The following is a 14,505-nucleotide window of genomic DNA, read 5'->3' on the forward strand; positions in this document are numbered from 1 at the left end:
ATCGGAAAGGCCCCCACCGCACGGTGGGGGCCTTTTGAATGCTCTGCTGACCCCCGCCGCGTCCACCGAACGTGGCTCGTCCCGCACGACCAACGCAAACAACACCGACTGATCCGCCTCGCTCGGCATCCGCCGCACCAACTGCCCGATCGCGGTATCGACATCCAACCCCGGCGCGGTGGACGCACCCTCGACCTCGGCGTAGAGCCGGCGGCCATCCTTCTCGGCAACGATGGCCACGACATCCGAATCGGTACGGACCATCCACCCGTGAGATGACACCACCCCGCGAAGTCCCGGGCCACGCGAGCCTCATCACCCCTCATACCCGACACGGTAAGCCAGAAGCCCCCGTTCCGAACAACACCACAACGCGAATCACGTCCGGTGCGGCTATGCCACGACTAAGGAATACCCCGACAGATCATGCGTGAGATCAACGTAACCCTTCAGGACCTCATCCGCGTCATGCATGTAATCGACTGACTACTAGCGCAATTCGTGTGCACGATGCCTGACGCCGCCCAGAACCGGCCACGAAGCGGCTACCGCCGCTCACTCTCCCCGGTGTCGGCCGGGTGCCCGCACCCCCGAATCCGGGCCCGGGTTCGGGTTCGGGTTCGGGGCGGAGTGGTGGAAGCCCGGATCGATGGTCAGGTCTTCGGTGTCGGCAAAAACCAGCCGCCCGTCGTCGAGCGTGACCGCCCACCGATGCACCGGCGCCCACTCGTGCCCACCACCGCCAGGATCGGTCACCGCCGCATAGTCCTCGACCACCTCACCGGTGAGATCGGCCCCGACGCTCCTGCGGACCAGCACCCGGACACCGACCGTCAACTCCGGGCCACCGACCGGCCGGCCGCCGCTGTTTCGAGCCATGCTGCTGCACCTCTTCGCTCGGCGAAACTCCCGAGATCGAGCATAAGCACCGACCAGCCCGGTACGCGACCCGACCTGCACGAACCATCCGATCGAACCGCCGCCTAAGCAGTCGGCCGTCATCGTGCGGACGGTGGCCACCCAAATGCGCCAGCACACAACCGACTCGCTACGTTCGCGCGACAGCAACCGGCTGGGCCCCGCCAGCCGGTTGCGCGAACGCGGTGACATCGGCGGATACCAGCTCGGTGTCCGCTACCTGCACCAACCGTCGCCGTCTCCCGCCTGTGTTCCTCCATCGACGACAACGAGAACCGAAAGCAGCATGGCTCGCGGTTGCCCGCAGTGTCGATCGCTCTGGAGCCCTGTCGGTTGCGTCGTTCTGGGTGGTCGGACTCGGCTTCCTTCTGGGAGTGGCCGCGGTGGTCTGCGGCGCGGTCGCCACCTCGCGGTCCGCGGTGGTCGCCACCTCGCGGTCCGCGGTGGTCGATGACGAGGCGGCATCGTTGCGGGCCCTACTGGGCGTCGTAGCCGGCGCCGCGGGGATCACCGTCTCCGCGATCGCCCTGTTCCCCATTCTCGCGCACCTGTGAACCCCACCAAGGCTGATGCGTTTACAGGTCGACGTCCAGATTGACCCGAATCACCCTTCTGGCGTTTCATGCGAGTGCCTCGACCCGCATCATCAGTGACGCGATGCGGTGACGTCTTCGTCCAAAAATTCTTTCAATCCCCCACTGAAGACATCGTTGTCGTCGCCGGCAACCATATGACCTGCCCCCGCGACATCGATCAGCGTGGCGGCCGGAATCAGCTCGAGCAGCTCCTTGGCGCCTTCTTCACTGACCACATTGGATTGCTTGCCACGGACGAGCATCGTAGGTACGGAGATTGCCGCGGCGGCGTCCCGGGCGCGTTCGTAGCGCATGATCGAGTCGGCTTGGCGAGTGGGTTCGTCACCCTGGCGTAGGAACGCCGGATCCCAATGCCAATACCAGCGGCCCTCACGCAGACGCAGGTTCTTGCGCAACCCTTGCGGGTTGGGCTTGCGGACGCGGTTCGGGGTGTACGCCGCGATCGCCGCTGCAGCGTCGTCGAGGCTTTCGAAACCGTCGAGGCCACTGCGCATGAAGTCCATGATTTCCGCGGTGCCGGCCGTTTCCACCTTCGGCGCGATATCGACCAAGACCAGACCGCAAGCGAGCTCCGGATTTTCCCCTTGCCCGATCAACTACGTCATCCCGCCCATCGAGGCACCCACGACACGGCAGGCACCGATCAGTGAACCGAAGTTGACTAACGGGAACTCGCCTCGGCCTTCTCGGCCCCACCAGCACCGAACCCTAAAGCTACGAGGCGGTCGTCCGGGCCCGCGATGAATCGCGGGCGCCGTCTCGGCCACGTCCGCACATTGATCCTCTGGCGCCTGCAATCGGAGGCGGACTGACACCGTTCCGGTCGACGGTCTCCCGCGCAAGCCTGGCCCACTCGTCGCCGAGTCCACGCCACACCCATCTCGCGCCAGTTTTTTTCGAATACCGCGAATGGTGTCGATAGTCGTCGGGCTCGAACACTGCCTGTCCGGCCGACGCCGCCTTCGCCTCCCTCCCGCGAATCTAGGGGAGCAATCCAACAGGGTTTGGGCTGGTTGGGCGTGGGGCCAGGAATAGAAGCCATATCCGATCTCACCTTCTCGAGCCGCCGCACTTGCTGCAGGACGCGCACCGTGTGATTCGAGGCGGTGCGCCGGGGTAAGTCCCAGGGAGTGGTGGGAATCGGCTGACGGCATCCGGCCAGGTCCGGGCGTGTCGCTCCCTCGAAAAGGGTGGGCCATCGCGTAGTGATCAACGAGTTACCTCTCACAGTGACTCGTTACCAGGAGCTACGCGATGACCCACGACCATTCTGCACTGCTCGCCCAACTCGACGCACTCACCGGCGCCGACAGCGCCAGCGTGTTCGCCGAACTGATCCGCGCCGGCCTGCAGGCCTTGATCGAAGCCGAAGCCACCGACAAGCTCGGCGCCGGCCGCTACGAACGCACCGCTACCCGCACCACCCACCGCAACGGCCACCGCACCAAGACCGTCTCCACGACCAGCGGCGATGTCGAGGTCAAGATCCCCAAGCTACGGTCCGGGTCGTTCTTCCCATCCTTGCTGGAACGGCGCCGGCGGATCGACAAAGCCCTGTACGCGGTCGTGATGGAGGCGTATGTGCACGGGGTCTCGACTCGCAGCGTCGATGACCTGGTCGGTGCATTGGGGGTCGAATCCGGAATCTCGAAGTCGGAGGTCTCGCGGATCTGCGCCGGTCTCGATACCGAGATCGCCCGGTTCCGGGAGCGCACCCTGACGCACACGAGCTTTCCGTACGTGTTCCTCGATGCCACTTTTTGTAAGGTCCGGGTCGGTGCGCACGTGGTGTCCCAGGCGTTGGTGGTCGCCACCGGGGTGTCGATCGACGGCACCCGCGAGGTCCTCGGTACCGCGGTCGGCGACAGTGAATCCTACGAGTTCTGGCGTGAGTTCCTCACCAGCCTCAAAGACCGTGGTCTGTCGGGGGTGCATCTGGTGATCTCCGATGCGCACAGCGGTCTCAAAGCTGCTGTGATGCAGCAGTTCGCGGGATCATCGTGGCAGAGGTGTCGGGTTCATTTCATGCGTAACATCCGATCGGCAGTGGCGGCCAAGCATGTGCCGCCGGTGATGGCGGCGGTCAAGACGATCTTTTCGCACACCGATCCGGTCGACGTGGCCGCGCAGTGGGACCAGGTCACCGATACCTTCACCGGTTCGTTCCCGAAGGTTGCGGCGTTGATGGAAGCCGCCAAGCACGATGTGCTCGCCTTCACCGCGTTTCCGAAGGCGCATTGGCAAAAATCTGGTCCAACAATCCAATTGAGCGGTTGAACAAGGAAATCAAGCGTCGAGCCGATGTGGTGGAGATCTTCCCGAACCCGGCCGCGTTCCTGCGGTTGGCGACCGCGGTGGTGATCGAGCAGCACGACGAATGGCAGGTCACCCGCCGCTACGTCTCGGATGTGAGCATGGACGAGCTCCGTGCGGTGATCGCCGCGAAGGGACACGCTACCGAGCCGGCGTTGTCGTTGACCGGCTCGAGCGGAACAGCATAGTATTCACCGCGACTCGTTGATCGCTATGCGTACCGCGTGCCGATCCGAAGTCCACCACTCCACGGGGCACTATCGTGCGCCGTCCGGATGGGTCAGTACGCGGGCCGCGACATCGAGCTGTCCGTTTTATCCGTTGTTTACCGCGGTAAACAACGGAACCTGAAGCCGGTTTTCAGGACACGCGGGTAATACTCCAAGAGGAGCAGGGACTACCCCGTGCCGGGGTTGGGGCGATAAGCAGGTCCTTGGGCCGGTGGTCAGGACAAGCGCGGAAGCAAGATTTTCGGCCGACGTATTCGGGCATGTCCGCACCGCGTTGGTTACGGTGCGCGACGACCGCGATCGGCACCACTGACGTCGGCACCACCGACTGATCAAGTGTCTTTCAACTCGCTCCTGCGCCGGATTCGGTCCCGACTCCCGGCCGCGTCGACAACCCGTTTATGCGTCTTAACTGCCGCTTTGCTGCGGCTCCCCCTCTCCCCACCGCTGCTCGACGGACCGGAGAATATGCGTCTCCGGATCGGCGAGGGATCCGCCGTTGTTAACGGCACCCGCAGCAGCGGAAATCGGGCCGACCTATAGGCAGCTATAGCTAGTTATAAGTATTTATGGACACTTTCCCATAAACGTCTATAGTTGTCGATATGGATCCCGCGCTGAACCCGTTCAAACCCGGCTCAGGTTTGCGGCCACCGGCTCTGGAGGGCCGGGACCGGGAGCGCGAGGAGTTCGATTTGCTCGTCGCCCGCAGCAAGGCAGGCAACTATGACCGCGGGATGGTGCTCTCCGGCCTGCGTGGGGTCGGGAAGACCACCCTGCTCAATACCCTGGCCGAGCACGCCGAGCGGCAGGGATGGTTGGCGATCAACATCGAGGCACGGCCGAACGAGGCCGGGATAGCTGCGGTCCGCGCCCGCCTGGGCTACGAACTCGCCGTCGGTCTGCGCCGCTTCAGCCGCAAACATCAACTCCACAAGGTCATCGACGATCTCGTCTCCCTCGCCCGCGGGTTCACTCTCGGAGTTGGGCTGGGCCCGGCCAAGATCGAAATCGCTCTCGGCGGGCGGGCTGCCAGCGGAGACATCGACCTCGACCTCGAGGAGTTGGTCGAGGCGATCAGCGACGTCATGCGCAAGAAGGGTGCCGCGTTCGGACTGTTCATCGACGAAATGCAGGACCTCGACCCCGATCTGCTCGGCGCCTTGCTCGCGGTGCAACACCGTGCCAGCCAACGGGAATGGCCGTTCTTCGTCATCGGCGCCGGCCTGCCCAGCCTGCCGGCGGTGCTCGCCGACAGCCGCTCCTACGCCGAACGGCAATTCTCCTACCGGACCATCGGACCCCTCTCGGCGGCCGATGCCGCCGACGCGCTCCGGGTCCCGGTCGAGGCACACGGGGGTGCGTTCACCCCGGACGCGCTCGAGATCGTCGTCGAAGCCAGCGGCGGTTACCCGTACTTCCTGCAAGAGTTCGGCAAGGCGATCTGGCACACCGCCCCCGCCTCCCCCTTCGATATCGAGGACGCCCACCTCGCGGTCGAGGAAGGCCGTCGAGCACTCGATGACGGGTTCTTCCCGTCCCGGTGGACCCGGGCCACCGACCGGGAGCGCCGGTACCTACGCGCCATCGCCGAAACCGGGGAACCCACGCCCCGGTCCGGGAAGGTCGCCGCAGCCATGGGTGTGGCGACGACCGCGGTCAGCGATGTCCGTGATTCCGCCATCAAAAAGGGTCTTATCTGGTCGCCCGAACACGGTCGCATCGCGTTCACCGTCCCGGGAATGGCCGACTTCATTCGTCGCCAGCCCACCGCCTGAACTCCGGTACTCACGCGCCCACTCGGATATCCCACTCGCTGACAGCACTCTCATTAGCACGCCGCAGAGTCAAAGTGTTGTCGGCGGAGGAATACCCCGAGACCGCTGCGGAGATGTCCTCCTACGGCAGTCACACGCACCTCACGAAGGAGATGGTGACCTCGCTGGTGCGGGGTCAATCGGGTCCGTAGCGGTCACCCGCTTCCCTTTTCGGGTATGGGGATCACCTTCCATGGGCCGAGCCTCTGGCCGCCATCACTCGCGCGATCCGAACACGCAGGCCCCGGCATGCCGCGATCGCCCACATCGGTGAGGACGCACCCACTTTGCTGCCGCTGCGTGCCGGGGACGTCCTCGTCGTCAACGCCTTCCTCGCCGCGGTACGCGCACACGCGACCTCCCCGATCGCGCTCACGCTCGCGCACTATGTGGACGCCGGTGTGAGGGTGCTGTCGTCGCCGAACCTGCACGCCAACGTGATCGCCACCGGTAGGCGGGCGGTCATCGGCTCCGCCAACGCCTCGTACAGCTCCACGATCTCCGACGAGGCCGTGGTCATCACCGGTGATCCCGAGGCGGTCGCCGCCGTGCGGCAGTTCGTCGACGGTATCGACGAGATCACCGAGGTCGACCAGGTGTTCCTCGACAACGCCACGCCATCTGGCAGATCGGCCGGGCCGTACCCCTGCCCGGACTAGGTGGCCGGATGCGCGCCGAACCCGATTTCCTGCCCACCCCGGTAATTCGGATGTTCCTGTGGCACATCATCGACTACCAACCCGGCCCCGCCGAACAACAGGAGCGGGCGGCCCACACCAGCCGCCGCACCACGTCTGCGGGGCCGTCGGCGAAGTACCAGCTCGAATGGTTTCGCCTCGACACCCCCGGCGGCCGCAGCCGCGGGTGACTCCAGCGGGGTGACGTTCTGCTCCAGGTCACCGCCGACAACGACTGGCTCTACCCGCCCGCGGTCGTGGACTCCGACCCGATCACGATCCCGCACCCGCACAGCGGTGGCGTACCAACTGCGCACCCGAGTTGACCTGGGGCCGATCGCGGTGACCGACGCGGAAGTACGGCTCGCCGTCGTCGGGCACCCGAACCCGCGGCTGCGCACCGACCATCGCATCGTCTCCGTTGGCCTGCGGGCCGCGCTGCTCCAACTCTGGAACCTCTGACCCGATCCGGAGGTTTCCGGGCTTGACCTGTAAATACGACATGTCCCCGACAGTGACGGCGCACCGACATCGCCGCGGGCACGGGCTGGAGTGATCAGGCCAACGCCAGGACACGGGAGCGCTTCCATGTACCGGGGGACCAGGCCAAGGACCTCGATATTCCGGTGCGCGAGCGCGACGGGTCCTTCGTGCTGGCGATCAGCTGTGAGTTCCACCCGTTCTCACTACCTGACGCGTTGCAACCAACACGTATCGACTTCCGTGACAGATCGTCAATCTGATTGACATACTCGAATTAATGGCTATCTGGACAACGCCTGACGGCTTCCACAAGGATGCGATCTCGATGCGAGCACACCGGTCCTCGGCCTCAGCTCTGCAGCTCTACGCTGCGTTTCGCCGGCATCACCCCCGAATCGTGGTGCCCGTCGACTATGTCACCGAATGCGGTTTTCGTCTGGGACTCTGGCAGGACCGCCAGCGGGTTGCCCGTATGCTCGGTACCCTTCCGCCCCAACGCATTGCGCAACTCGATACGATCGGTTCGTGTGGAGTGATGACGATCTTCCTCTTCCTGCCGTGTCACCGGCCGACGGCAAGCGGCGACGGATGCTTGCCGAAATCGCCGCCTACCGCGAAGAGCACGGCGACGCACTCGTTCCCGCGAACTATGTCACCGCCGACGGTGAACAGGTAGGCGAGTGGCTCTACCGGGCGGTGAAGAAGTGGCGAGCCAACGCATTGCCCGACGACGAGAGGCGTCCACTTGCCGCCCTCGGGTCTCCCCGGCCCACGCCCACGGGGCCCACGAACCAGCAAGGCCTGCCGGATAGACATCCCACCGCCCTTGTCTCCGGACGCCAATGGGCGCTCGCCCCTCCATCCGGCGGACAGTGGTAGTTGACCCACGTGGTGGGCAGACCGCTGTCCTGGCCGGGGCCACACCCTGGTCAAGGTGAGGGACACAGCGTCCTGAAATATCCAGCAGCCCTGTAAAATTCCGGCGTCCAGCCGGGGTAAGTGGAGGAACTGTCAGATCCAGTCGATGTGGACGGAGTCGATGTGGTCGAAGTGGAATCCGAATTGGTCGCTGTATCTGTCGAAGCCCTTGTTCTCCGGGTAGTCGAGGGTGGCATGCCGCTCGAGCAAGGCGACGACCCGGGCATGATCATCATTCGCCAGCGCGGCGGCGAGTTCACGGGACTCCTCGGGGGTGAACGGGGTGTCGGAGTTCGCGAAGTCCAGGGTCCGGACCCGGTAGTCGTAGCCCTCGTCGGCACCGTTGCGGACCATCACCCCACCCTTGACCCGGATGACCGCGGTCTTCGGTGTTCCATCGGGGCGTAACACCCCAGCCCGGGCCATGATGTCCTCGGCCCGAACATTTTTGAGTTTCTTGCTCGCGTCCGCACGTAACTCGTTCGTCTCCCCCGACCGGTACCGGGACACCGCCGAGCGAGACCGTCCGATCTTCGCGGCCACCGCATCGATACCACCGAGACGCTCGATCGCCGCCCGCCGCTGCGCCCGCTCGAGCACATCCGCATGCGGGATCCGGCCTTGTTGCGCCCACCGGCGCAGTGTGCGGTCCGACGGCGGGGTGCGGCCGGCATCGATCGCCGCCTGACGTAAACCCTCGTTGCCGAGTTCGGTGCGCAACTGCTTGACGGAGACCTTGCTGGTCAGTCCGGCCAGTCCCCGGTTTTGACCTGCTTCGACTTCTCCACCCCACTAGTCGCAGCGTTGGCGACGGACACTTTGAGGCCGTCGAGCCCGACCGCCTATTGGGCCGGTTTCGTGGTGCGGGGTTTGGGAAGATGCAGGGCCATCAGAGCACCCCCTCGGGTTCGTCGTCGGCGGCGTCCTCGTGGTCGTCGGCGTCCTCGTGGTCGGCGAAGGCGGCCTTGATCGCCAGGTTCACCTCGTGCACATCCGCCGCCGAGGCCATAGCGTGCAGGAGGGTGTCGGTGAGGGCCACGTCCTTTTCCACCGTCATCTTTCCCAGCGCGCCGCTCGGGTCGGCAATGTCCTCCCACCTGGGAGGAGGTACACCCAGGAGTCGGTGACGGTGCGGACCGGCCAACGATGGTGCTCGCGGGCGATGCGCATCGCGACGCGGCGGCCCCGCCACCGGCAATGCGCAATGATCGACGCCCGCCACAACGGCTGGTGGTGATGTTGCATCCGGGTCGCGGTCCACATGTCCGAGTTCACCATCCGCCCGATGTACCCCTTGTAGCAGGCACCGACGAACCCCTTCATCGCCGCATCCCGGGTGTCCACCGCCGTCTTGCGGGCCTCGCGCAGGATCTTCGCCCACTTGTCCAGCACCCGCCCCTGCTGCGGATACACCCACGCCTCGGTGATGTCGAGGTCGTCGAGATCGGCGCCGATCCCACCGTCCGCGACCGGCTCCCGAAGGGCATCGAGGGTGACGGTGGTGACCCAGGTCTGCACCGGCTGATCGGCGAGCATGTGCGGGTGCGGCAACGGCAATTTCTCGGGCAGCGACAAGGTCTGCCCCGCGGGCAGGGTGATCCGCCACAACCCGAACGGGGCGCCCTTCTCCCCTGATGCTGCGGCGGCCGCCGCCCCACCGGTCAGATGCTTCGGTTGCCCGTAGCCGAGTTCGAGCATCCCGGCCGAGGCCAAATAGGCGGCGCGTTGGTCGATCGACACCAACCGGTCCGCATCCTCGAGATCACTCGCCTCCGGGATCCGGGTCCAGCCGACCGCGGGCTCGAGATCCCCACGCGGCGCCCCGTCGAGCGGCGGCACCGGACCCGCGGTCGTCACCACGATGCCCTTACCGCTGCGGGTGCGTTCGCGTTTGATCTTGTCGATGATCGCGGCGCCGGTGCGGGCCGGGGTCGGCCCGGGGAGCACCCCGAGATGCTGCGCGCACCATGCCAGCCGGCGACCCAACTCCCGCGCCGCAGACAGGTCGTCGTCCGGAAGATAGGTTCCCGCTGTCGGTGAGCCGAGGACACCCATATCGCCGACCCGGTTGTGCCAGCCGAAGTCCTTGTTCCAATAGGTCCACACATACGGTTCGATCACCACATCGACCATCGACGTGAAGTTCCCGATCGTGCGGGACAGGTGCACCACATGCCCGGGTTCCCCGCGCAGCTCCCACCCCGCACCGAGCAACGGGGGCAGGGTGGCGTGGAGGGTGGCGGTCAACTCGGATGCGGCGCGGGTCCGCAACGCTTCCATGTCGTCGACGTCGTCCTCACTGCCCGGATCGATGACCCACCCGAGTAGCTCACACGCAGCCACCCCGACGACCCAGATCTGTGCGGGGTGCACCCAACGGGGTCAAAGACGCCCAGCGAATCAGCTTGTCCAGCTTCTCGAGTGAATCGACCGGACCGGTCAGCTCCCGCCCCGACGGGGTATACGTCCCGGCCGCGGTCACGATCAACGCATGCCCATCCGCGGCCTCCCCCGCCGGCAGCGCCTCCCACACCCGCGGGTCGGCCACGTCGCCATCGGCCTCAGCGCTGACCAGCTCGGGAGACCCCGGGCTCGTAGGAGCTTCGGCGACGTCCCCCCGCTCGTGCGAGTCAGCGTCCCCCTGCTCGTGGAATTCAGGGTGTGTGGCAACCGCCGGTTCGGAGCCCGCCTCGTCGGTGACACCCGCCTGATCGGTTGAGTTGGGGGAACCGTCTTTTTCGCAGGATTCGGGGGGCGTCGTCGGGGTGGTGTCGGGCAGTGTGAACAGGGGAATTTGCTCCCACGGGGAGCTCATGACTCCTGCTCGGCGATCCGGCCGTCGAGATCGGCCGGTGGGACGCGGTAGCGGTCGAAGAATTCCTGCAGGGCGACGTCCACGACGTTGGTCACCGTGGATTGGCGGTGGTTCACCAGCCAGTTCAACCGGGCCTCCGTCGAGGCCAAGACCCGGGTGTTGAGCGGAACTTTCGTCGGCCCCTTCCGCGGCTCCAGCTTCACCGTCAACTCCGGACTCGGCGTTCCCGACCCCGAGACGCCCTGATCGGGACCTTCCTTCCCCGACCGAGCGGCACCGCCGCGCCCGCCCCCGGTCGCGCGGCGGGCACCGCCCCCGGCATTTCCCGTCTTCGCCATACCCACCCACCCACTCGTCTTCGCCCGTGCTACTTCGGTTTCAGTCATCCTACCCACTACGTGCCTGCTTGCACGCATCTACGCGCGCGAACTTGCTTGCATAAATGCAAGTAGAGGTCAGTACGGTGTGTGCAGGGATCCGAGACACGGAGTCACGCACGGTCCCTGGACTACGCGCCTTCTCGCGAAACCGGAGTCGATGATCGGCCGGACTCGTCACTCCACCAGCGTGATGGGCACCCCGGGTGTGATGTAGAGGTGGTGTCGAGCGCCGCCGTGGGTGAGGGACATGGTCACTCCTATGGTGTGTCCCTCGGCGAAGCGGGAGAGCAGTTCGCGGGTGGCCTCGAATCTGGTGGGGCTGATGCCGTAGGTGACGCCGCCCAAAGATGAGGCTGGGCACCCTATCCTCCTTCTGCTGACCGGTGGATCGTTGCGGAAAGTGTTGTGACACCTCGATCGGTGAGGACGCCAGGTACCGTCGCGGTCCGTGGGGGTATCGGCTCTGGGTGGGGTTACCAGCGGTAGACGATGCTCGGGTTCGGCTCGTCACTGCCGCGAATCGCAATCGGAGTCGCCGGTGTAATCAGCAGGCGTACCGTCGAGTTTTGGCTGACAAAACCGACGAATCCGCCGTTGCCGTTGTTCTCGAAGATGCCTCTGACAGCGTCCTCGAGGCCGTGCGCGGCGGCCGCGTCGGCGAGCGGATAGCGGACCCCGTCGTAGATCGCTTCGTAACTCATGATCCTTCTCTCGCTGGTGTCGTGGTGCTCACAGCGTAAGAGTGCTGGACCGACCGTTGTGGCCGGTACGGACACATTTTCCTCAGCTGAGACTCGGTCGAATCGCTGCACTTGGGGCGACCGCGGTCAGCCCGCTCCACGCGACTGTCGACGCGCGCCGGGAGCGACGGACCGGCGGCGCCCCCCTTCAGCTTCTTTTAGCGTTGCCGGGACCGGCACCACACCCAAGGCGCGCCGGTTACCGTCTGTCGGTATGGGGACCACCTTCCACGGGCCGAGCCCGTGGCCGCACATCACCCGCGCCATCCGCACCCGCGGCGCCCGGTACGCCGCAATCGGCTACCTCGGCCAGGACGCACCCGAACTGCTCCCGCTGCGCGCCGGGGACCTGTTGGTCGTCAACGCCTCCAAGGCCGCTCTCCGGGCGCACGCCACCTCCCCCGCCGCCCTCACCTACTACCTGAACAAGGGGGTGCGGGTGCTGTCATCACCGACCCTGCACGCCAAGGTGATCGCCACCAACACCCGGGCGGTGATCGGGTCGGCGAACGCGTCCGAGAACTCCACCCTCGCCGACGACGCCGTGATCATCACCGACGACCCCGACATCGTCGCCGGTGTCCGCACGTTCATCGACAGCCTCGACGAGATCACCGAGGTCGATCAGGTGTTCCTCGACGACGCGATCCTCGAGTGGGAGATCGGCCGCGCCGTCCCCCTGCCCGGGGTCACCGGCCGCGTCCGCACCGAAACAGATTTCCTGCCCACCCCGGTGCGCCGGATGTTCGTCAAACACGCCGTCGATTACGAACCCACCGACACCGAACAACAGGTCCTCGACAACCAGCGGGGCCGCCACAACGCCGCGGGCGGCCCGGTGGTGAAGTACCAGCTCGACTCGCTCCGCCTCGACACACCCGGCACCATTCGGCGCGGCGACGTGATCGTCTTCGTCGACACCGGCGACGAATGGATCTACCCGCCGGCCGTGGTGATCTCCGATCCGATGCGGATCCCACGGTCGGGCGGAGCGATGTTGTTCTTCCTGCGCACCCGCACCGACCTGCCACCCGTGCCCCTCACCGACGCCGAGAAGGCGCTCACCGACCTCGGGCACCCCGGCTCACGGCTGCGGACCGATCACTACGTCCGCTCCCCCAGCCTGCGGACCGCGCTGCTCGCACTATGGGACCTCTGAGCGGACACGGACACGAAATGAGCTGCGCACCAACACCAAACCGCCCATTCTCCTCGAAATGCTTCGAGGTCTGCACAGAACTCGACAACGTTCTCGTCCGCGAACTCTCGTACTCGACAATGCCTGGCGTGTAACTGCTGCTTTCTCCCTCAACGGCGAACACAGTCTCCGTCGATGCCGTCGACCGGCTCCACCACTATCCACGCGCCACGAGAAGTCACTGCCAGGGTGGTCAATACCCATGAGCCACAAGACGGGCGCCCAGCATTGCCGCCCATGCAACTCTCCATTGCGTTGCTAGCTAGCGTAGCGGTGTTAGCTATCCTCGCCTGCTGTCGCGGCCACGGAGCGTCTGGGCGCTCGCTTGCTGACGATGCCACGCTGCGCACGCCATCCGGTTCAGTCGGAGAAGTTTTCGGAACCGGAACCGCTCGGGCACTTACGTCACTGTGATGAAAATTCTGCCCTCCCCCGTCATCGTGCTCACCCTCACCCGCCAGCTCCGCGACGCCAAGGCCGAAATCACCCGCCTGCAGGCGGCACTCGCCGCCGCACACGGAGAGAATCTTGCACTCCGCAGAACCCAAAAATCTCCCGGATACCAACCCGCACAATAGTCACCACGCCCAGGACCTGACGCTCGTGGATCAGCCGATCGGGCCACCGTTCAGCGATCCCGCTCCGGGACGAGCGTCGCCGGCAGCCGGACATGCGCTCGCGCCGATCTCGTCCCGCTGGTGGTTCGGCTTTCGGGTTCCGCTCGCCGGCCACCAGCGGTCTTGGACATACTGAGGTCATGACGAGCCGTGGAGTGGTCCGCAGTTGGGACGTGCGGGGTATGCAGGGCGTGATCGACTCCGCACACACCCCCGGCGGTAGCTGGACTCCATGGATATCCGTAGCGGTTCCTGGGTTCCCCGGTTTGGCTGAAGGTCAGGAAGTCGAGTTCGAGTGGCATCAACTCGACGAGCCGGCAGACGGTTACGACTTTCACACGGTGCGCGCATGGCCAGTCGGCACCGAGCCCTACACGCGGCCGGGGCCGTTCAGCTCCAGGGCTTGGCATATCGATCCCGACGGCAGTGCCCACGAGATTACCGACCTCGACGACACGATCCCGCCCCGGATCGGCACCCCAGCGAGCGGCGTCGTCACCACGTGGGATGACGACGAAGGCTGGGGAGTCATCGACTCTGCGGACACACCGGGCGGTTGTTGGACCTTCTACAGCGCCCTACACCCCGACGAAGTCATCAACGCCCAGCCGGGCGACAGCTTCAGCATCGGCGGAGGAATCCGTGGTCTCGACGTCGGCGAGCAGGTCGACTTCGAATGGGAGTCGGTCATCGATCAGGACGGATACAAATTCCGTGCGATCAAGGTCAGGCCGCGGCGGGAGATCCCACCTTGGCGCGTCGAACGAATCGGTAGGTAGCGCTCGGAGTTGCCAAGGATCGGT

The 14,505-nt window shown here is 65.6% G+C and carries 9 protein-coding genes and 7 pseudogenes; 8 read left to right on the plus strand and 8 right to left on the minus strand.

Going from position 1 to position 14,505, the window contains the following annotated elements; genetic code table 11:
* Positions 1–54: 54 nt before the first annotated feature.
* Together HYG77_RS40910 and HYG77_RS03630 are read right to left on the minus strand one after the other, a co-directional pair.
* A pseudogene (locus HYG77_RS40910) lies at positions 55–305 on the minus strand (hypothetical protein); the annotation flags it as partial.
* Between the two features lie 250 nt (positions 306–555).
* Positions 556–879 carry a hypothetical protein gene (locus tag HYG77_RS03630; RefSeq protein WP_208961861.1) on the minus strand — a complete coding sequence of 108 codons (324 nt, stop codon included), beginning with the start codon at positions 877–879 and terminating at the stop codon, positions 556–558.
* Positions 880–1,103: 224 nt separating this feature from the next.
* On the opposite strand from HYG77_RS03630, the gene HYG77_RS39425 reads away from it, so the two are divergent.
* The gene (locus HYG77_RS39425) at positions 1,104–1,472 is read left to right on the plus strand and encodes a hypothetical protein (RefSeq protein ID WP_244373445.1); all 369 of its coding nucleotides are present in this window, start codon (positions 1,104–1,106) and stop codon (positions 1,470–1,472) included.
* 92 nt (positions 1,473–1,564) lie between these two features.
* Here the strand turns inward: HYG77_RS39425 and HYG77_RS03640 are convergent.
* A pseudogene (locus HYG77_RS03640) lies at positions 1,565–2,143 on the minus strand (alpha/beta hydrolase); the annotation flags it as partial.
* A 625-nt stretch (positions 2,144–2,768) separates the two neighbouring features.
* Here HYG77_RS03640 and HYG77_RS03645 point away from each other — a divergent pair.
* The 4 genes and pseudogenes from HYG77_RS03645 to HYG77_RS03660 all read left to right on the plus strand — a co-directional run.
* Positions 2,769–4,015, plus strand: a pseudogene (locus HYG77_RS03645) (IS256 family transposase).
* Positions 4,016–4,662: 647 nt separating this feature from the next.
* Positions 4,663–5,835 carry an ATP-binding protein gene (locus HYG77_RS03650; protein WP_208961862.1) on the plus strand — a complete coding sequence of 391 codons (1,173 nt, stop codon included), beginning with the start codon at positions 4,663–4,665 and terminating at the stop codon, positions 5,833–5,835.
* 216 nt (positions 5,836–6,051) lie between these two features.
* A pseudogene (locus HYG77_RS03655) lies at positions 6,052–7,013 on the plus strand (phosphatidylserine/phosphatidylglycerophosphate/cardiolipin synthase family protein).
* A gap of 346 nt (positions 7,014–7,359) precedes the next feature.
* Positions 7,360–7,830 (plus strand): annotated as a pseudogene (locus tag HYG77_RS03660) (helicase associated domain-containing protein); the annotation flags it as partial.
* A 215-nt stretch (positions 7,831–8,045) separates the two neighbouring features.
* On the opposite strand, the pseudogene HYG77_RS03665 reads toward HYG77_RS03660, so the two are convergent.
* The 5 genes and pseudogenes from HYG77_RS03665 to HYG77_RS03685 form a co-directional block, all read right to left on the minus strand.
* Positions 8,046–8,770 (minus strand): annotated as a pseudogene (locus HYG77_RS03665) (hypothetical protein).
* A gap of 71 nt (positions 8,771–8,841) precedes the next feature.
* A pseudogene (locus HYG77_RS03670) lies at positions 8,842–10,767 on the minus strand (hypothetical protein).
* Positions 10,764–11,153: a hypothetical protein gene (locus HYG77_RS03675; RefSeq protein WP_208961863.1), complete on the minus strand. Its 390-nt coding sequence runs from the start codon at positions 11,151–11,153 to the stop codon at positions 10,764–10,766. Before HYG77_RS03675 ends, HYG77_RS03670 begins: the two are co-directional and overlap by 4 nt.
* A gap of 168 nt (positions 11,154–11,321) precedes the next feature.
* Complete coding sequence (locus tag HYG77_RS03680; RefSeq protein ID WP_208961864.1) at positions 11,322–11,492, minus strand: hypothetical protein; 171 nt, start codon at positions 11,490–11,492, stop codon at positions 11,322–11,324.
* A 128-nt stretch (positions 11,493–11,620) separates the two neighbouring features.
* Positions 11,621–11,848: a hypothetical protein gene (locus HYG77_RS03685; protein WP_109335662.1), complete on the minus strand. Its 228-nt coding sequence runs from the start codon at positions 11,846–11,848 to the stop codon at positions 11,621–11,623.
* Positions 11,849–12,101: 253 nt separating this feature from the next.
* Between HYG77_RS03685 and HYG77_RS03690 the strand changes: the two genes are divergently transcribed.
* The 3 genes from HYG77_RS03690 (at position 12,102) to HYG77_RS39430 (ending at position 14,481) form a co-directional block, all read left to right on the plus strand.
* Positions 12,102–13,046 carry a phospholipase D family protein gene (locus HYG77_RS03690; RefSeq protein ID WP_208961865.1) on the plus strand — a complete coding sequence of 315 codons (945 nt, stop codon included), beginning with the start codon at positions 12,102–12,104 and terminating at the stop codon, positions 13,044–13,046.
* Positions 13,047–13,498: 452 nt separating this feature from the next.
* Positions 13,499–13,663: a hypothetical protein gene (locus tag HYG77_RS03695; protein ID WP_208961866.1), complete on the plus strand. Its 165-nt coding sequence runs from the start codon at positions 13,499–13,501 to the stop codon at positions 13,661–13,663.
* Between the two features lie 179 nt (positions 13,664–13,842).
* Positions 13,843–14,481: a hypothetical protein gene (locus HYG77_RS39430; protein ID WP_244373447.1), complete on the plus strand. Its 639-nt coding sequence runs from the start codon at positions 13,843–13,845 to the stop codon at positions 14,479–14,481.
* Positions 14,482–14,505 lie beyond the last annotated feature (24 nt).

This window comes from Rhodococcus sp. ZPP, assembly GCF_017656075.1.
GTDB classification, from domain to species: Bacteria; Actinomycetota; Actinomycetes; order Mycobacteriales; family Mycobacteriaceae; genus Rhodococcus_F; species Rhodococcus_F oxybenzonivorans.